The organism is Granulicella sp. S156, from assembly GCF_009766105.1.
Classification (GTDB): Bacteria; Acidobacteriota; Terriglobia; order Terriglobales; family Acidobacteriaceae; genus Granulicella.
On record NZ_LMUH01000009.1, the window covers coordinates 105,809 to 124,277 of the forward strand.

At 58.8% G+C, this 18,469-nt stretch carries 13 protein-coding genes; 7 read left to right on the forward strand and 6 right to left on the reverse strand.

Translation table 11 applies throughout. The features are described 5' to 3' along the window. Positions 1–49 precede the first annotated feature (49 nt). Positions 50–3,247, reverse strand: coding sequence for a TonB-dependent receptor (locus tag GSQ91_RS08050; protein ID WP_158820915.1), 3,198 nt, complete (start codon positions 3,245–3,247; stop codon positions 50–52). Between the two features lie 518 nt (positions 3,248–3,765). Between GSQ91_RS08050 and GSQ91_RS08055 the strand changes: the two genes are divergently transcribed. The 4 genes from GSQ91_RS08055 (at position 3,766) to GSQ91_RS08070 (ending at position 8,037) form a co-directional block, all read left to right on the forward strand. Next, positions 3,766–4,656 carry a LysR family transcriptional regulator gene (locus GSQ91_RS08055; RefSeq protein WP_256370372.1) on the forward strand — a complete coding sequence of 297 codons (891 nt, stop codon included), beginning with the start codon at positions 3,766–3,768 and terminating at the stop codon, positions 4,654–4,656. A gap of 215 nt (positions 4,657–4,871) precedes the next feature. Further along, positions 4,872–5,459: an AAA family ATPase gene (locus tag GSQ91_RS08060; protein ID WP_254064422.1), complete on the forward strand. Its 588-nt coding sequence runs from the start codon at positions 4,872–4,874 to the stop codon at positions 5,457–5,459. 72 nt (positions 5,460–5,531) lie between these two features. Further along, positions 5,532–6,215, forward strand: a complete 684-nt coding sequence (locus GSQ91_RS08065; protein ID WP_158820921.1) for an AraC family transcriptional regulator — start codon at positions 5,532–5,534, stop codon at positions 6,213–6,215. Positions 6,216–6,255: 40 nt separating this feature from the next. Then, the gene (locus GSQ91_RS08070) at positions 6,256–8,037 is read left to right on the forward strand and encodes a M20/M25/M40 family metallo-hydrolase (RefSeq protein ID WP_158820923.1); all 1,782 of its coding nucleotides are present in this window, start codon (positions 6,256–6,258) and stop codon (positions 8,035–8,037) included. A gap of 135 nt (positions 8,038–8,172) precedes the next feature. Here GSQ91_RS08070 and GSQ91_RS08075 read toward each other — a convergent pair whose 3' ends face one another. The 5 genes from GSQ91_RS08075 to GSQ91_RS08095 all read right to left on the reverse strand — a co-directional run bounded on the left by GSQ91_RS08075 (position 8,173) and on the right by GSQ91_RS08095 (position 12,952). After that, positions 8,173–8,913, reverse strand: a complete 741-nt coding sequence (locus GSQ91_RS08075) for an ABC transporter permease (protein ID WP_158820925.1) — start codon at positions 8,911–8,913, stop codon at positions 8,173–8,175. Next, positions 8,910–9,677, reverse strand: coding sequence for an ABC transporter permease (locus tag GSQ91_RS08080; protein WP_158820927.1), 768 nt, complete (start codon positions 9,675–9,677; stop codon positions 8,910–8,912). The genes GSQ91_RS08075 and GSQ91_RS08080 overlap by 4 nt, the downstream gene beginning before the upstream one ends. Further along, positions 9,677–10,432 (reverse strand): ABC transporter ATP-binding protein, encoded by a 756-nt coding sequence (locus GSQ91_RS08085; protein ID WP_158820929.1) that lies wholly within the window; start codon positions 10,430–10,432, stop codon positions 9,677–9,679. Before GSQ91_RS08085 ends, GSQ91_RS08080 begins: the two co-directional genes overlap by 1 nt. Positions 10,433–10,435: 3 nt before the next feature. Beyond that, positions 10,436–11,815: an amidohydrolase family protein gene (locus GSQ91_RS08090; protein WP_158820931.1), complete on the reverse strand. Its 1,380-nt coding sequence runs from the start codon at positions 11,813–11,815 to the stop codon at positions 10,436–10,438. A gap of 162 nt (positions 11,816–11,977) precedes the next feature. Continuing rightward, complete coding sequence (locus tag GSQ91_RS08095; protein WP_158820933.1) at positions 11,978–12,952, reverse strand: ABC transporter substrate-binding protein; 975 nt, start codon at positions 12,950–12,952, stop codon at positions 11,978–11,980. Positions 12,953–13,278: 326 nt separating this feature from the next. Here GSQ91_RS08095 and GSQ91_RS08100 point away from each other — a divergent pair, with 326 nt between their 5' ends. From GSQ91_RS08100 to GSQ91_RS08110, 3 genes are all read left to right on the forward strand, one after another. Further along, positions 13,279–16,059 carry a PSD1 and planctomycete cytochrome C domain-containing protein gene (locus GSQ91_RS08100; RefSeq protein WP_158820935.1) on the forward strand — a complete coding sequence of 927 codons (2,781 nt, stop codon included), beginning with the start codon at positions 13,279–13,281 and terminating at the stop codon, positions 16,057–16,059. 14 nt (positions 16,060–16,073) lie between these two features. Further along, positions 16,074–17,459: a DUF1501 domain-containing protein gene (locus tag GSQ91_RS08105; RefSeq protein ID WP_158820937.1), complete on the forward strand. Its 1,386-nt coding sequence runs from the start codon at positions 16,074–16,076 to the stop codon at positions 17,457–17,459. A gap of 72 nt (positions 17,460–17,531) precedes the next feature. Further along, complete coding sequence (locus tag GSQ91_RS08110; RefSeq protein WP_158820939.1) at positions 17,532–18,443, forward strand: alpha/beta fold hydrolase; 912 nt, start codon at positions 17,532–17,534, stop codon at positions 18,441–18,443. Positions 18,444–18,469: the final 26 nt, after the last annotated feature.

Below are 18,469 nucleotides of genomic sequence, written 5' to 3' on the forward strand. Positions count from 1 at the left end.
AGGCCGGAGAAAAAACTCTCCGGCCTTGTGAAACATGAAAACGGGTTGTTTAGAAGGTGTAGCGTACCGAAGCCTGAGCGCGTCTCGCGTTGGTGCCGTCAGGGAAGCCTTGGGAGGCAGTGCCGACGCCATCAGGTACTTGTTGCAAGTACCCGTTGCCCTCGATGTCGAGAAACTCGCTATAGGCCGTTTGAGTTACAGAGGTGATCGTGCTGTAGTTGAAGGCGTTGAAGACCTCGAAGTTCAGTGTCAGGCTCTGCTCTTTCGGCAACTGAAAAATCTTCGTGAGACGAGCGTCCGTTCGTATCGTTGTTCCCAGTTGAACACTGCTTCTCGGGAGGAAGGGAACGCGTTGGGTTGCCGCAAATCCGATGCCAATACCGTCGATGGTTGCAGTGGAGTATGGATTATTGAAAGGTAGAGGGCCGGTAATTGCTGGGTTAGGGCATGGGTTGATGGGTGGATTGGTGGGGCATGCGTTGTACCCCCCGATCGTAATCTGCGGATCGACGCCTTGCGGTGTCGCATAGGTTTCGATCGCAGAGAACTGCCATCCGTTCGCAGCAGCGTTGACCAGCTTCGATCCATAACTCTTCTTTGGAACCGAGACGATGCCATTGGCCACAAGCCGATGCCGTTGATCGAGCGGGGACCTGCCCTTCTCAAACCGCTGGTCGCCATTGAAGACCGTAATGGGAGGATCGGTGTAGTAGATGTTATCCGCACCCGCTCCTTGTCCGAGATCGATGGAGTGAGACCACGTATACGCGATGGACATCTGCGTCCACTGAGATTGCCGGCGGTTCAGCGAGATAGCAAGGGCGTCATAAAACAACTTGCCGCCGTTGTAGATGTGATTCAGGACACCATAGCGCGGATCGTTGACGCCGTTGTTGTAGATCGGAGTGGTGTAGCTCCCGACCTGGGTCCCTGACGTATTCAAAATTTTGTACGTGTAGCTGCTGGTAGGGGCCTTTACGTTGTCGTCCTTCCGGGTAAGGAAGTCGTCGCCGTCATTCCAAAGATAGGAGATCGAGAGGTTTGTCTTCCTGTCGATCTTCTGCTCTAGCGTAAGGTCGGCCTGCTCCGTATAAGGAGTCTTCAGATTTGGATCGGCATAGGTCACGTTGCTGCCTGTGCCGGGAATGCTTGTTCCCGATAGAAATCCCGGAAAGGTAGGCGCGCCCGCCGTAACACCGGGGATAAAGTAGATCGTCTTCTGAATAACACCGTTCCTCTGCTGCAACCGGATAACGCTGGCTGAGGGCAGGCGGGCATAGGAGATGCCAATGCCGCCGCGCAGCACCGTATTACCTCCGTTCATGGAGTAAGCAAAACCAACGCGCGGGGCGAAGTTGTTCTTAGGCTCGTTCAGCACTCCGGTTGCGGGATAGTCCGGGTTCAACGGCGGCTGCGTGAAACGGTTGAACTCATACCGCAGTCCCAGATTCAACGTGAGCTGGCTACTCACCTGCCATTGATCCTGAGCATAGAAGTTGTAGTCGCGCACGATGGCCTCCGTACGCAACGGTCCAAAGGACTGAAGAAAACCGTTGTAGCGCAGCCCAGCCAGCGGATCACCCAGAGTCGGTGTTAGATCTTCGGCCCAGCTTGTGATCGTGCCGTAAAAGTACTCGCCCTTGGCATAGAACAGGGCATCTTCTACGTCGCGCATGTAATTGGTCTCTGCGCCAAACTTCAACTGATGCTTCTTGACGACCACGGAGTAGCCGTCCGTGAGCAGGAAGCGGTCCTCCGACGGCTGCGAGTTCGGGATGTTGACCGAAGGCCCCAGGTTGGCAAGGTCCGCAACGGAGAGGCCGGACTGCAGGCCATCGGTAGGATCAAGAGCTGGGTTGATGGACTGTTTGCGGGTGTCCTTGAACCAGCCGAAACGGAGCTCGTTGATCGCCGTGTCCGAGACGACGTGCGTGTAGGACGCGCGTCCCCAGCGGGTGAGATCGATCTGGTTGCCGTTGGGATAGTACCCACTGCCATCTGCCAGCGCGACACCACTGACGGCTCCATTGGGTGAAGAGAACTGCATCAGGTTGAAGTTGGCACTGATGCTGTCACGCTGTGTCGGCCGGTAGTCGATCTTCAGGAAGCCGATGTTCTCGTCCAGCTTGCGTGGAAGGACGGCGAAGGTCCTCTGGATATAAGCCTGTGCGGCCGCGCACTGAGCGGCGGTTGCCTGGCATGCGCCAGCCGTGAAGCTGCCGTCCGGATTCAGGTTGACCCCGCCATCCGTCGTGGAGGAAACCAACGGCCTGCTTTCGCGTGTTTCTTCCGTGTTGGCAAAGAAGAAGAGCTTGTCTCTGATAATGGGACCGCCCACGCTGCCTCCGAACTGATGACGCCAGTTGGGCGGATTGAAGGGCGCGCCGGTAGAGGTGGTCGAATAAGGATCGGTAGCGTTGAGTGTGCGGTTCTTGAAGAACTCAAACGCAGATCCATGAAAGTTGTTGGTGCCGCTCTTGGTGAGCGTGTTGACGATGCCGCCGGCTGCGTGGCCGAACTCGGCGGTATAGCCGGAGGTCATCACCTGGAACTCCTGCACCGCATCCTGGCTGAGCGGTGAGAACGCGCTGGTGCTGCCGGCATCGTCCTGACCCCATTGCTGGGTTACATCCATGCCGTCCTGCAGGAAGATGTTGTTTCCGGGAACGCCGCGAAACGTGACCTCTCCACCGGCGCCGTCGGTCGTTACGCCGGGAGTCAGCAGCACAAACTGGTCGGCGCGACGGCCGTTGATCGGGAGATCGTTGATCTCTTTCTGATTCACCAGAGAGGACACACCCGGACTGGTCAGGTCGATCTCGGTATCGGCTGCATTCACGGACACGGTCTCCGCAACACCGGAGAGCGAAAGCACGACTGGCACACTCGCGATCTCGCCAACGTGTATGACGATACCCTTCGTCTCATAGGGCGCGAAACCGGTCGCCTTCACGGTTATGGCATATCCGGGAGCTGGCGGCAGGGACGATGCTTCGAAGTCGCCAGCGGAGGTCGAGATCGTCTTGCGCGTAATGCCCAGGGAGGCGTTCGAGACGGTGATCTCTGCTCTTCCAACCACCGCGCCAGAGGGATCATGCACCGCACCACTGATAGCTCCCAATCCTGCCAACGACTGAGCGGATGCAAAGCCAGTGCTGAAGAGGAAGAGAGCGATCAGAAGGGCGAAGTACACCGGGATAAGGCCGGGTGTACAGGAGTATGAGCGACGACGCGTTCCTGGCTGCATAGTAAAGAACCTCTCAAAGATGAATCAAAGTTCGTGAAAGCCAAGGCGTCATTTAAGGCGCAAGGCGAAAGTGAAGGAGATACAACCTCGCCAAAGGAAATTTGGATCTCTTCCGATGGGTCGAGCAGCCTATGGTTATCGCGTGCAGCGTGCAACTGAAACGTTTCAGAAACGTCTGTGCCGAGTCGGTGTCCTCCGTCGTGATGGAGGATCGCTCTGCCGGCGGAAGCTTCCGCCAGGCTGAAGAAAATACACTACCGGGACTACCTGGTTGAGGCAGAAAAGACGATAGCTATAGGTTGCGATGAGGGTCGGGTAAAGCTCTAAATTGCCGAGATTAAGGTGATTCAAACACAGTGCAGAGATGCCGTCCAATCGCATTTTTTGAATTGTCGATTCGTTTCGCTAATCATGGCTATGCCGCTCAAGGAATGAAAAGAATGTTGACTTGTTGCCAATAATGTGTAATTTTCTTTAGAAATGGGCCGCTAATACGCTTTGGAGGCCTTTCTCTGGAACTGAGAAATCTCACTGCATTTGTAGCCGTGGCGGAGAAGAAAAGCTTCGTACAGGCTGCCACGCAGCTTCATCTCTCGCAACCGGCTATCACGGCGCAGATACAGCGCCTGGAGCAGGAACTCGGCTTGCTGCTGTTTGATCGCAACCGTCGATCGGTGCGCACAACGGCGGCGGGTGAGACGTTCCTTGTCGGCGCGCGTGCCACGCTGGCCACCGCCGCCGAAGCCGCGCTAGCCGCACAGCGTGTGGCGATGCAACAGACCGAGCGTCTGCGATTCGGCTTTCCTCCATCGGTCTCCCGCGAGATTGTTCCGAGCATCATGACCGAGTTCCACAAACGCTATCCGCACGTGAAGCTCGACCTGTTCTCCTTCCACACGAGCATCACCGTTACAGAGTTGCAGAAAGAGTCGCTCGATCTTGGCTTCGTGCGTCTGCCGGTCGAGGCCAAGGGGCTCGACATCGTTCCTGTACATCACGAACCCCTGGTCCTGTGCCTGCCCAAGGACCATCCACTGTGTACGGCGCCGCAGGTTGCAATCGCCGACCTGCGGCACGAACGATTCATCATGTACGGCCGCAAGTGGGCGCCTGGCTTTTATGACCGGATCACCGACCGATGCCTCGAAGCGGGATTCTCTCCCATCGTGTCCAACGAGATCGACGAGATGTATGTCGCGCCGGCGCTCGTAGCTGCCGGAGAAGGCATCGCGATTCTGCCGAAAATGGTGATCACCTCTCCGATTCGCAATGTCATCGTAAGAGAGCTCATGATCCCCGACCCATGTTCCGAACTTGGGATCGCCACCCGGACGCTGGATCATTCCCCCATGATCCGTACAGCTGTTTCGATCTCGCGCGCTGTCTGCCAGCGCTTTTCGGTCAACTAGGCTGCACAATCAAACTCTCCTATCACTCCATCTTTAAATATGATTGGAGTCCCTTCCGTCGCTGTGCTTGAATCGAGCTATCGTCGACCTGCTCCCACCTGTCGACGCCCACGTCGCCAAGGTGGTGCGGAATTTCGACCCCGCGTTATCGCGCTCTTCCTTAAGCGGATGGCCGCACCGATGAATTTCTAATCAAGAAGAAATGGATGACCCGCATGTCTGAACAGAAGCCGCAAAACTACCAAAGCAAAGACGTTTGGAGCCGTACCACCAGCATCCACGGATATCCCATCGATGAACTGCGTTCGGTGCTGCAAAAGAGCATTCGTCGCGGACGTGTGGAAGAAGCGGCGCTCGCCGCGTATGAGTTCTTTGCCTCCGGGCCGGAGACCGAAGAGGTGTTGTGGCGCAGGCTGGAGATCATCGCCACAGAAGATGTCGGCCTCGGCCTGGCTACGGCTCCATCGATCATCAACGCGCTGTACTTGCAGGCCGGTCGCATGGCTGACGCTGGCGACCGCTGGATCTATTGCGCCCACGCCGTACGGCTTCTGGCGACAGCACCGAAGGACAACATGTCGATGGAGCTCTCCGGATGGACGAAGGAAGTCGTGGAACGCGGTGAACGGCAGGTAGAGGTCGAAGACTTCATGGTCGACCTGCACACTCGCCGCGGCACAGAGATGGGACGCACCGTCGCGCACTGGTGGAACGAAGGCGCAAAGCTCGAGAACCGCATCGATGGCTACGACCCCAAGTGGGGCGACTATCTGCGCAAACTCGCGGGAGCGAAGGCGGAGTAGCACAGCCTCGACCGGGTGCCCCATTCTGCCGGTAAAATCTAGACAAGAACCGCATCTTCCACCCTGTTGCCTATGAGCCATCTGAGTCCAGTTTTCTATGGTCGTCAATTTCGGAACGGCTTCACCGTATTGCCACGGCACCGGCATGGTGACAGCTACCTCGCCCTGGTACTGTCGGGCGGCTACGAAGAAGCCGGCGATGGCGGACGCCATCGTGTACGTGCCGGCCAGGTTGTGATGCATGGCGCATTTGAGGCTCACTTGAACCGCTACGATGTCGAGGGCTCTGAAGTGCTCGATCTGGCTCTGCCCTCCTGGATGGAGCCTTCCACAGTCTTGATGCAGGCTCCCGATCCCGATACCGCTGTCCGTTTGGCCGAACGCGATCCGCAGGAAGCGCTTGCGTTTCTGCTCGAGACAATGAGGCCGCTGTCTCACCGTCTCCTCGACTGGCCGGATGAGTTGGCGCATGCGATGACCCTAGATCCCCATCTGCGCCTGCAGGACTGGGCCCGCGAGCGCCGACTCGCCGATGCAACCATCTCACGAGGATTCCGTCAGGTCTTTGGCATCGCTCCGTCCGCCTACCGCATACAGCTAAAGAGCAGGTTCGCTTGGCGGCAGGCAACTTCAGGTCGCGAGACTCTGTCTTCCATTGCGGCCCACGCAGGATTCTGCGATCAGGCGCATATGACCCATGCCGTTCGTGCCGTCACCGGCCGGACGCCTGGCGCCTGGCGTCGGCACGTCAAATAGATACAAGACAAGTTTCGCCAAATTGGGGCATGCTGGCTGCATGTCCAGAAAGATTGCCACAGTAGCGCTCTCCTCCCTGCTGCTTTCGTTTTCCTGCCTGCCTGCTCAGGTCACGAAGAACAAAAAAGTACAGACTCCCGCGCCATCCCAGCCACATGGATACGACTACGAACATCCAGAGGCCCAGCCTGCTGTGGAGGCTCTGGATCTCAACATGTACTTCCGCATTCGCAAAGAGGGCCTCGATCACTCTCACATCATGGAGTACGCCAGCGGACTGTTTGATGGCATCGGCCCGCGTCTCACTGGCTCACCCAACATGGCCAAGGCGAATGCGTGGACGCGTGACCAGCTCACAGCTATGGGTTGTTCGAATGCGCATCTGGAGAGCTGGGGCGAATTCGGGCTGGGCTGGCGTCAGATCAGCACCTCCGTCGATATGGCCGCGCCCGATACGGCTGTCTTCATCGCACAGGCCACGCCCTGGTCGCCGGCGACAAACGGTGCCGTCACAGCAGACGTAATCGCTATGCCTTCCCTCAAGGACGAAAAAGACCTTGACGCGTGGAAAGGCAAGCTGGCAGGAAAGATCGTTCTTTTGGGAAACCCGCCGGCGATCAAGCCAGATCCTGAGCCGATGCTGCAGCACTACGATAAGAAAAAACTTGACCAGATCTACGACTACCCGCTCGACGGCGACATGCAGGAACAGCATGTCTATACGGACGATCCTCAGTTCTGGGCGAAGGTCTTCAAGCAGGCAAATTTCGCCGAGAAAATCTCGCGATTCCTCGCCGATGAACATGCCGTGGCTATCCTGCTCTCGAGTTACGGTGGCGACGGCGGCATCATCAAGGACGACAATAACGAAGCCATGGGCCCGCGTGTGTTTATGCCGGACCATAAGCAGCCGATTCCCTCTGCCGTTCTGGCCAACGAAGCCTTTGGCCGCATCTCACGACTGCTTAAGCATCAGGTCCCCGTACAAGTTACTGCAAACATCAACACCCAGTTCACCGGAGACCACGAGCAGGGCTACGACACGATTGCGGAGATACCAGGCACCGATCCGTCGTTGAAAGACGAGGTCGTCATGGTCGGAGGCCACCTCGATAGCTGGCCCGCCGGCACCGGCGCAACCGACGATGGCGCAGGCGCGATCATCGCCATGGAAGTAATGCGTATCCTCACGGCGCTGCATGTACAGCCGAAGCGGACCATCCGGATCGGCTTGTGGAGCGGCGAAGAGCAGGGGTACATGGGATCGCTTGGCTATGTGGCGAACCACTTCGGCACAGTCGGTCTATCGACCAGTCCAGAACAATTGGAGGTGCCGGAGTTCCTGCGCCAACAGGTTGGCCCGCTCAAACTCAAGCCGGAGCAGGCACGCATCTCTGGCTACTTTAATCTGGACAACGGCGGCGGTAAGCTGCTCGGTATCTTTGCGCAGGAGAATGCAGCCATCGTGCCGATCTTCCAACAATGGATAGCGCCCCTCAAAGATCTGGGTGTGAGCACGATCAGCATGCGCAGGACATCTGGCACCGATCACGATGTCTTCGACGAAGTGGGAGTTCCCGGCTTTCAGTTTATTCAGGACCCCCGCGACTATGAGACGCGCAGCGTTCATACCAATCAGGACGTCTATGAGCGGCTCTCTCCCACCGACCTCAAACAGGCAGCAGTGGTCGAAGCGATCTTCGTCTACAACACCGCCATGCGAGACCAGATGCTACCCCGCAAGCCGCTGCCCCACCCGGAGAACTTCGACCGGGAGCGTCAGCCTTTGAAGGATGCAATGCCTGGCGCCGTAACAAAGTGATGGGGGGCACATGGCAGGCTTGAAAAAGCTTTGACATGAGCAGAGAGAGCCAAGTTTCGCCACTGCAGCCGTAGCGAAACTTGGCTCTTTTCTTCGCGAACTTTGCGTCAAAGTTTTCTCATGTGTTGGCAAGTCTCACGCAAACCGCAGCCGAACCCGTTTCTCCAGCGCGCTGCTGGCCTCATACAACGCCGTCGACAGCGCCATCGCAATCACGCTGGCTCCCAGCGCACGATGCAGATTGAACTGCTGCATCGTCACAGCGAACATATCTCCCAGTCCGCCAGTCTGCATCAGGAACTCAGCCACTACCGTCACCAGAATGCTGTACGCAGTGCCCACACGAAGCGCGACGGCCAACTCAGGCACCGCTGCGGGGAGCGCCAGCAGCACCAGCCGCTTCCATCGCGAAGCATGCAGTGCAGCGAACAACTCCTGCGACCGTTGCGGCAGACGGCGCAGTCCAGACCCTGCATAGACGAAGCTGGGAAAGAAGGTCATGATCGCGACCGTCAGCAGCTCTGTCCTGCTCTGATAGCCGAACAGGCGCGCAAGAATCGGGATCAGGCAGACGATAGGCGTCGCCGTCAGCAGCAGTGCCGAAGATTGCAATAGCCCGGACAAGATCTTCGAGGTCCAGCAAATCACCGCCAGCACAAGCCCTGCCAGCATTCCGAGCAACAAACCTCCCAGCGCGAAGCCCGTGGTCCACAAGGCAGGCACAATATAAACCGGCGCATGCATCGTGAGGTCCTGCAACACAGAGAGCGGCGAGACGACCACGATGCTGTTGTAGTTCGTCGTCATCACTCCAATCTGCCAGAGCAGCAGAAGCAGAATCACAGCCCATGATTTTTTCAGAAAGCGGAGGATCATGCCATCCTCCGTTCTACGGCACTCTGCAACAGCCCAATCACTCCATAGCCTGTCAGCGAGATACCCGCCACCACCAGCACCGCAGCCCACATCAGCGGGATCTGGAAGTTCTGCATCGTATTCAAAATCACAATGCCCAACCCCGTAGGCGCACCGAACCACTCGCCAACGACCGCGCCGATCATGGCAGTCGTTACTGCCAGCTTCATACCGTTCAGCAGCGCAGGCAGCGCGGAGATGGCATCGAGATAGAGGAAGCGAGTCCACCAGCTTGCACCGCTCGCCTTGAAGAACTGCCCCAGCCTCTGGTCGGCGGATTGCAGTCCCGAAGTCGCGGCTACATAGATAAGAAAGAAGACAGGAATCGCCGCCAGCAGCGCGGGCGTAGCCTCTCTGCCTACCGTAATAATCAGCACCGGCCCCAGCGCGATGGCGGGCAGTGCATTGACCACAACCGCCAGGCGATCAAGCCCCGGTTCGAGAACGGGCAACAGTTGTGCCGTCAGCGCCGTAACGCAACCCAGCGCCGCACCCAGCAGCAACCCAATGCCTGCGGAGGATACCGTAGTCACCGCCGCACGCAGCAGCAACGCGCGACGCCAGCCTATGGTGTACACGCGTAGAACATCGCTAAGAGCAGGCAATGTCTTGCCGCCCATTCCAGCCTTGCCGGCGATCTGCCACGCTGCAAGCAGCAGAAGAAATCCGCACGCCTGATACAGCGCGCGTTGCACTCCACCGTTGTTTCGCTCGGCGTATCGCATCACGGTTCCAGGCTCAACGTAAGGTCATCGACCAGTTGATGAAACAACTCTTGTCGCATGGTCTCGACAGCACGCGGCCGTGGAAAGGGTACTTGCAACTCGCGGATGATCCGCCCCGGACGGCCGCTCATCACCAGCACGCGATCGGCCAGAAAGATAGCCTCCTCCACGGTATGAGTCACGAGGATCGTGGTGATCTGCTTCTCCTGCCAGATGCGCTGCAACTCAAGATTCATGAAGCGGCGCGTAACGGCATCGAGCGCACCGAACGGCTCGTCGAGCAGCAGCAGTTTCGGATTCAGGCATAACGCACGGGCAATCGACACACGCTGCCGCATGCCACCCGAGAGCTGGCTCGGCCGTGCGGACTCGAATCCCTTCAGCCCCACAAGCTCAATCAAACCCGCAATGTGCTCGCGATCCGACGTACGTCCTGCAATCTGGAACGGCAACTCCAGGTTGCCCTCCACGGTTCGCCAGGGCAGAAGCGCGTGTTCCTGAAACGCAATGCCGAGCTGCTGCTTCGCCTGCAACTGCCGTGGCGGCAGGCCGTCCACAGTGACCGTTCCGGTCGAAGGCTCATCCAGTCCCGCGACCAGATGCAGGATCGTGCTCTTGCCGCAGCCGGAAGGTCCCAGCAGCGCGACGAACTCACCCTCGCGAATCGTAAGGTCCATCGCGCTTAGGGCCAGCACGCTACGCTCCCGGTTGATCCGGAACTCTTTGCTCACGTCCTTCAGTTCAATCGTGCTCAAGGACTATCCGATCGCGCGGTCGAACCGCGACATCAAAGTCTGATACTGCCGCCCAACGCGTTCGCGCATCGGCCCCAGGTCGAGCGTCAACAATTCACCATCCTTCAAGACGACCCGGCCATCGATAACCACCGTCCTGACATCCCTGCCCACGGCACTCTCTGCAAGCGTAATCACCGGATCATAGTTAGGGAACTGGTCATAATCATCGGTCGCAACCAGAACGATATCGGCCTTCTTTCCCACCTCCAGGCTGCCCACCGCATGCTCCAGCCGCGCTGCCCGCGCGCCTCCGCGCAGAGCCTGTTTGAGCATCTGCTCGTGCGTTACAGGCGGGTCGACATGGTACGGCGTACCCGCTACGGCCTGTTGTCCAAGCACCGCCCCGTGCATCACCTGGAACATGTCCAGGCTCGCTCGCGTCGCAGCACCATCGGTGCCCAGACCCACCCGAATCCCACGCCGCATCATCTCTAGCAGTCGCGGCGTTCCCATCGTGTAGTTGTTCAACGCGCAATGGCAGGCGGAGACGTCTCGCTCCGCATACAGATCCAGTTCATTCAAACTCAACAGCACCGAGTGCGCCCCATGCACATAGTGGTCGAGACAGCCGATGCGTTCCAGATACTCCGCCGAGCGCATACTCCACTGCTTGATCGCGAAGTCTACCTCGTAGGTTCCCTCCGCCAGGTGCGTATGGATCGGCGTATCGAGCGCATGCGACATCTCGTGCATCCCCAGCCGCAGCGCCTCGGTGTTCACCATGAGCTGGCGCAGGGAGAGCCACGTATTCACTCGTGGATGGTCCTTCCACCGCAACACCAGCTCTTCGCTTCGCCGCAGAGCGTCCTGGGTATCCATGCGCGACTGCGGCGGCAGGTCGTCCACAGTGTCCATGGTGGACATCGCAATTCTGCCGCGAATGCCGATCTCGTCGGCAGCTCTGCCCATCTCATCGGGGAACGGTCCGCCCGCTTCCAGAAAGCAGGTCGTTCCGCTGCGGATCATGGCAGCATAGGCGGCGACGCCGCTGCAATACACATCCTCCGGTTCGAGGCCGCTCTCAAAGGGAATCAGATAGCGCTGCCACATCGGGCTGCGCAGCTCGCCTTTGCGGCGAATCGACGGCAGCTTGCCGTGCAGGAACTGCTGCGCGGTATGTACATGGCAATCGATAAAGCCCGGCATCGCAATCATGCCCGGCGCGCGGATCGTCTCCGTCGCCGCAAACTTCTCAGCGGCATCGCTCGCCGCCCCGATCCAGACGATCGAATCTCCATCAACCGCAATCGCTCCATCGCGCACCAGCGTGTCCCGGTCATCGAAGCAGACAACGTCTGCTCCCGTAATCAAAAGACTCACCGCTTGTTTTTCTTCGCTCATCTCATCTCCATCCTGTCACCAACACCGGGTGCCCCATCCTTTGCTGCACAATTTTGTGAAGTAGCAAAAGATTTGATGGCAAAGGGTGGGGTATCGCCCGAAGGGCGACCGCCCCTGCCCGTGTCCGCGTTGCTTCCGATCTTCGTACCCGCATGATCCGTTTCACCCACGGCGGTCTTCTGCAACACTTCGATAAGCCTCTTCCAGCAAACTCAAATCGACCATGCGCTCTGGAGAAGGCAGATTCGTTCTCCCTGTCACGGCTGCCACTGCATACATGTTGGCAATGCCCTGCTTCTGGAACCAGAACGGAATCGTTGCACCCGCCTCGACTTGCAGCGGCATCTGCAGCCGGTTCAACGTGACCTGCTGTTTCAAGTCCAATCCCAGATCGCCACCGTATTTTTCAACGGCCAGCCTCGCGGCGATAGTGGGATCGACGAGACTGTCCGCGCGCGCCCGCAGCAGGCCCTTCAGGAACCCCACGATCTGCCGCCGCTTCGTGGTCAGTGTTACGCGATCCACAAAGAGAAGGGAAGAAGGAACCTTGTAGCCCAGGTCGTAGATCTTTGTGACGAAGAAGTCCTTCCCCTGCCGCAGCCCCATGTTCTCGAGCATCGTCGGCTGATTGGTTACGTAGCAGAAGTACGCGTCGCCCTCTCCATTCAGCAGCGCCTCGGGTGAGAAGCCGACGGGAATCAACTTGTAATCCATCGGCAGGTGATTGATGCGAAAGGTAGCGTCCAGCTCATTGCGCTCGCTCGGTCCCTGCACCAGAAAACGCCCGCCTACAAGATCGGCTGGTTTCAGCATCGGCCGCTTCGGCAGCGAGATCAGTCCGGTGGGCAGAATAGGAAACTGCGAAGCCACGATGACGAAATCGTTGTCCTGCGCTACGGCATCGAGAAAGGGAAGCCACTCTGCGTCGCCCAGCGAAGCCTGTTGCGCAGCAACTACGACGACTGGCTGTGGCGCATTCGGCCCACCCGGCAGATAGCCAACTCGAACACCCTCCTGCCGAAAGTAGCCTTTGTCCATCCCCACCCAAAGGTTGCCGTATTCCACATCGGGAAGCCATCCCAGGGCCCACACGAGCCCATCGCCGCGCGATCGTCGACAGCCCGAGAGCCCGGCCAATCCAGCTAACCCTCCTAGCTGTAGAAAGCGTCGGCGGTCCAATGAAAATGCACCTCCGGACGTTTGTAGTTCGGCTCGCATGCTTCGAGAGTAGCGTGAAGCACCCCGGCGAGCTAATCGGAAAATGCGATCACTCGATCCAGAGAAATGATTGGACTTTACACCGCTCCTCTGATTCCATGAGGATCACAGATATTTTGCGTGCAGCGCCTTTGCGGTATCTGGAACCTCCTTTTCCCCACATTTCTCTGAGCTTTTTGCGCTTTCCCGTTTCATTACTGATTTCTGCTATTCAGGCGGATGCTCCGTTTTACGAGGTCAAAGGCATGGCAGCACGGTTTGCACGAGGCATTGCGACAACCGTCTTTTGTAGCGTCATAGGATTTTCGACAATCCTGCCGCCCGCACTCGCGCAGAGTCCTGTCCCACCCGTCTCTGCCGAAGTCTCCTACGAGCAGACGGTAAAACCTATCTTCGATAGAAGTTGTAGCGGCTGTCACGTGAACGGCGGCCACGCCGGTGGCCTCAAGCTGGACTCCTTCGCTCTCCTGATGAAGGGCGGCGAAGACGGCGTCGTGATGGTTCCCGGCGATCCCACCAAAAGCATGTTGGCGAAAGCCATTCACTACGACGACACCTCCTTGCAGATGCCTCCCAAGGCCAAGCTCGCCGACGACGATATAGCCGTCATTGACCGCTGGATCAAGGAAAGCTCAACATCGATCGAGCCGAGCCCTGCTACGCCAGCCAAGACTCCAGCGGTAACTCCAGTACCGTCTCAACCTGCAACCTCGCTAGTGTCGACATCTCCCGCCGGTCCAGCTTCGCCGCAACTTGTTGCCGAGCAGGAACAGTTCTTCGAGACCAGTGTGCGGCCGATTCTCGTGGGCAAATGTTATTCCTGCCACGCTAGCGCGGCTAAGGGCGGCCTCCGCCTGGACTCGCGCAAAGCTTTGCTGCAGGGCGGAAAAGATGGTGCTGTCGTCGTCCCCGGTCATCCGGAGACCAGCATGCTCAGCTCCGCCGTCCACTACGGCGACAGCCGCTTGCAGATGCCTCCACGCCTCATGCTCAAGCCGGAACAGGTTGCCTCGCTCGACCAATGGATCAAAGACGGCCTGATCTGGCCGGAGAGCGCTTCTACCTCGGCTACCGAAAAAGTGACGGAGGCCCAGCGCAACTTCTGGTCGTTCAGGCCACCCGTCCGTCCCGCCGTTCCAGTCGTGCAGTCCAAGTGGGCAGAGAACGACATCGACCGTTTCATCCTGGCCAATCTCGAAGAGAAGAAACTCAAGGTCGGCGCAGACGCGGACAAGCGCACGTTGATTCGCCGCGTCACCTATGACCTCACCGGACTTCCGCCCACAGCCGCCGAAGTCGAAGCCTTCACAGCTGACAAGTCTCCCCAGGCGTACGAGCACATCGTCGATCGCCTGCTCGCTTCCAAGTCCTACGGCGAACGCTGGGGTCGCATCTGGCTCGACGTCGTTCGCTATGCCGATACCACCGGCGGCGGCGGCGACTTTCCCGTTCCACAGGTCTCCAAATATCGCGACTACGTCATCGAGGCCTTCAACGAAGACAAGCCCTACGATCGCTTCATCAAAGAGCAGATCGCCGGTGACCTGCTGCCTGCCGCAACCGAAGAAGCTCATTGGAAGAGCACCATCGCGACCGGATACCTCGCAGGCGCTTCCACCAACGACAACGCGCAGATTCCTGATGCCGTCGACAACCTCGGCTACGCCTTCCTGGGAGTGACCGTAGCCTGCGCTCGCTGCCACGACCACAAGTTCGATCCCATCCCGACCTCGGACTACTACGCACTCGCCGGCATTCTAAAGAGCACGCACTTCCCGAAGGCAGGCGATGATGGCGTCCGCTACCAGAAGGAGTTTGTCTACCGCGACCCCAGCGCACTGCAGCGTCCCGATATCGAGGCCTTTCAGGCCCAGTTGAAGCCGATTGAAGGGGCTATCTCCGCAGTGCTCGAGCTCCCCGGTACGTATGACGATCTGTTGCCACAGCTTGAGAGGCGGCGCATGAATCTCTATGCACGCGCTCCTGTCTTTCCCGAGACTGCCTATGCCGTAAGCGAAGGCAAGCCCCTGCAGGCCCAGATACAACTGCACGGAGACCCAACCAATCTTGGCGATGAGGTTCCGCGCGGGTTTCTGCAGGTGCTCGGCGGGTCATCTCTGCCGCCGGACAGCAAAGGCAGCGGACGGCTTGAGTTAGCCAACTGGATAGCCAGCAAAGACAATCCGCTTACCGCGCGCGTTCTCGTCAACCGGCTCTGGCAGGGCCACTTCGGCCGCGGCATCGTCGCGACGCCCAACAACTTCGGCAACCGCGGCCTCCCTCCCAGCAATCAGGCATTGCTGGACTTTCTCGCGACGGAGCTCATCCAGAAGGGATGGTCGATCAAAGCCATGCAACGGGAGATGGTGCTCTCGCATGCCTATCGCCTCTCTACGGCGGACATCGCGGCGAACGATGAGATCGACCCCGACAATCTCTACCTCTGGCGGCACACCAGAATGCGTCTCGATGCGGAGGAGATCCGCGACTCCCTGCTCGCCGACTCGCAACTGCTGGACCGAAGTCCGGCTGGCCTGCATCCCTTTCCTCCGCAGTCCGAGTGGAACTGGGAAGAGCAGAATCCCTTCGTGCCCGAACTCGCGAAGTACGAGAACGACCATCGCACGGTCTACATGATGGTGCAGCGAAGCGTGAAGCACCCCTACATGACGCTCTTCGACGGTGCGGACGCCAACGCCAGCACCGATCAGCGCAGCAGCAGCCTCACGCCGCTACAGGCGCTCTACTTCATGAACTCCGCCTTCCCGAAGCGCTGCGCGGACCATCTCGCCGAGCTGCTGGATGACGGCAAGCTGACCGATGAAACCCGCCTCGACCGTGCATTCCTCCTCATCTACAACCGGCTTCCCGAAAAGGCAGAGCGTGCGCGTTCAATGCAGTTCATCCAGCAGATGAGCGAGACGTATGTGGCCCGTGGCGATGCTCCTGACATCGCCCACCAGAAGTCGCTCTCTCACCTGTTCCAGGTCATGTTTTCCAGCAACGAGTTCATGTTCATCGAGTAGCGGAGGCAAGTCCTATGTCACATCGCAGACCGCAATCACGCCGCACCTTCATCCAGTCCCTCGCCAGCGCCTCGCTGATCCTGCCCGGCATGCTCCACGAGATGATGGCCGAGACCGTATCCCCGGCCCACTCTGCCGCTGACAATCCGCTCGCGCCCCGTGCGCCAATGTTTCCCGCCAAAGCCAAACGCGTCATCTTCCTCTACATGAGCGGAGGCGTCTCGCACGTCGATACTTTCGATCCCAAGCCGAAGCTCACGGCGGCCCACCGCCAGCTCTATCAACAGGACTTCCTCAAGGCCTCACCATGGAAGTTCAATCGCTACGCCAAATGCGGTACCGAGGTAAGCGAGCTCTTTCCTCACGTCGGCGGCATGATGGATGACATCTGCGTCATCCGCTCCATGAAGAACGACATCCCGAACCACACCCAGGCCGTCATGCAGATTCATGGCGGGTCCACGGTTGATGCCCGTCCGAGCATCGGTTCGTGGATGAGCTATGGCCTCGGCACCGTGAATCAGGAGCTGCCGTCCTACATGGTGCTCGCTCCGGAGATTCCCTACGGCGGAGCCTCCTGTTGGGACTCCAGCTTTCTTCCCGCATGTCATCAAGGCATTCGGGTGATCCCCGGGCAGGAAGCCATTCCTAACATGACACGCCAGAGTTCCCTGGATATCCAGGAGATGGATCTCGGTCTCATCAACTTCTTCAATCAGCGCAACCTTGCCGAACACGATGGCGACAAGACACTGGCCGCGCGCATCAAGACCTTCGAGACCGCCGCCGGCATGCAGAAGGAAGCCCCCGACGTCTTCGACATCACCAAAGAGTCAGACGCAACACTCGCGCTCTACGGCATCACGCGCGACACCAAGAAGGGCTTTGGCTGGCAGTGCCTCATGGCACGCCGCCTCGCCGAGCGCGGTGTGCGCTTCGTCGAACTCATCGATACAGGCTCGGATAAATACAACAACTGGGACTCGCACCTCGACATCAAGATGCACGCCACCCAGGCCCGCAAGGTCGATCAGCCCATCGCCGGTCTGCTGAAGGACCTCAAATCCCGCGGCATGTTGGAAGACACACTGGTTGTCTGGACAACCGAGTTCGGACGCAAGCCGGGAGACGGCTCGCCGGATGAAGCCGGTCGCACGCACTGGTCCAAGGCCTACTCCTCCTGGCTGGCCGGCGCAGGCGTAAAGAGCGGCATCACCTACGGGGCCTCGGACGACTACGGCTATGACATCGCCGAGAACCCCTGCGACATCCATGACTTCCACGCGACCATCCTGGCCCTGATGGGGCTCGACCACAAGAAGCTGACCTACCGCCACGCTGGCCGCGACTATCGCCTCACCGACGTCTCAGGCCATGTCGTTAAAGACATCATGACCTAATGATCTAACTAGAGGAAAAGGCACGATATGTGCTTTTATGTCTTTTGCACCCGATCCCCATGGAGATTCGTAATGCGCCGTAGTCATCTTTGGTTGTGCTCTTTTGGTGCCGTGCTTCTGCTGATGATCGGTATGCGATCTCTCCAGGCGCAGGCACCTTTGTTGGTCAAGCCCGGCGTTTTGCCACCACAAAAATCCACGCTGATCTTCGGCCAGAAGATCGTCTACTACGACACAGGCACAGGCCCCACGGTAGTTCTGGTCCACGGCTTCGCCAGCCAGGCCATGTTCGACTGGGGCAACGTCATCATGCCTCTCGCGAAGACACATCGCGTGATCGCGCTCGACCAGATTGGCTTTGGCGCATCCGACAAGCCTTTCATCGACTACAGCATCCAGACCTACGTCGATTTTCTCGGCGAGTTCCTAAGCACGCTCAAGGTGGACCACTTCGCTCTTGCGGGTGAGTCGCTTGGTGGCTGGATCTCTGCGGCCTACACGATCCAGGCCCTGAGCCCCGGTAACACCGGCAAGTACGCTCTACCGAAGCCGGAGAAGCTGATCCTCGAAGACGCCGCGGGACACACCGCCCTCAAATCCTTAACCCCGATCCCCGTCGCGGGTTCGTTAGCGGATGCAGCCGGTGTCGCGTTCATCTTCTACGACAAATCGCGCGTGACCGAGGAGTTTATCCGGCAGAACTTTGAGATCAAGCTCAAGGCAAACGACGGCAGCACGCAACGCCTGCTCTGGAACAATCCGAAGGTGGCGATTGAGACCGTAGGTGATAAGCTGCAGGGCATCACGATACCGACGCTCGTAGTCTGGGGCGGGAACGACGCTGTCGTTCCGCTTGCCGATGGCCGCGACTATGCCGCGAAGATCCCAAACGCCAGACTCGTGATCGTCCCCGAGTGCGGCCATGCGCCGTCGCTTGAAAAGCCTGCGGAGTTTCTGGCGGCAGCCCTGCCGTTCTTGCAATAAATCGTCTCCACCGGAGCCGGCCAGGG

Excerpts from the sequence above, each read along its gene's own strand:
- GSQ91_RS08065 (WP_158820921.1), top strand. The coding sequence starts at position 5,532 with ATGAGCCATCTGAGTCCAGTTTTCTATGGTCGTCAATTTCGGAACGGC.
- GSQ91_RS08100 (WP_158820935.1), top strand. The coding sequence starts at position 13,279 with ATGGCAGCACGGTTTGCACGAGGCATTGCGACAACCGTCTTTTGTAGC.
- GSQ91_RS08075 (WP_158820925.1), bottom strand. The coding sequence starts at position 8,913 with ATGATCCTCCGCTTTCTGAAAAAATCATGGGCTGTGATTCTGCTTCTG.
- GSQ91_RS08080 (WP_158820927.1), bottom strand. The coding sequence starts at position 9,677 with ATGCGATACGCCGAGCGAAACAACGGTGGAGTGCAACGCGCGCTGTAT.
- GSQ91_RS08105 (WP_158820937.1), top strand. The coding sequence starts at position 16,074 with ATGTCACATCGCAGACCGCAATCACGCCGCACCTTCATCCAGTCCCTC.
- GSQ91_RS08070 (WP_158820923.1), top strand. The coding sequence starts at position 6,256 with ATGTCCAGAAAGATTGCCACAGTAGCGCTCTCCTCCCTGCTGCTTTCG.
- GSQ91_RS08050 (WP_158820915.1), bottom strand. The coding sequence starts at position 3,247 with ATGCAGCCAGGAACGCGTCGTCGCTCATACTCCTGTACACCCGGCCTT.
- GSQ91_RS08090 (WP_158820931.1), bottom strand. The coding sequence starts at position 11,815 with ATGAGCGAAGAAAAACAAGCGGTGAGTCTTTTGATTACGGGAGCAGAC.
- GSQ91_RS08110 (WP_158820939.1), top strand. The coding sequence starts at position 17,532 with ATGCGCCGTAGTCATCTTTGGTTGTGCTCTTTTGGTGCCGTGCTTCTG.
- GSQ91_RS08060 (WP_254064422.1), top strand. The coding sequence starts at position 4,872 with ATGTCTGAACAGAAGCCGCAAAACTACCAAAGCAAAGACGTTTGGAGC.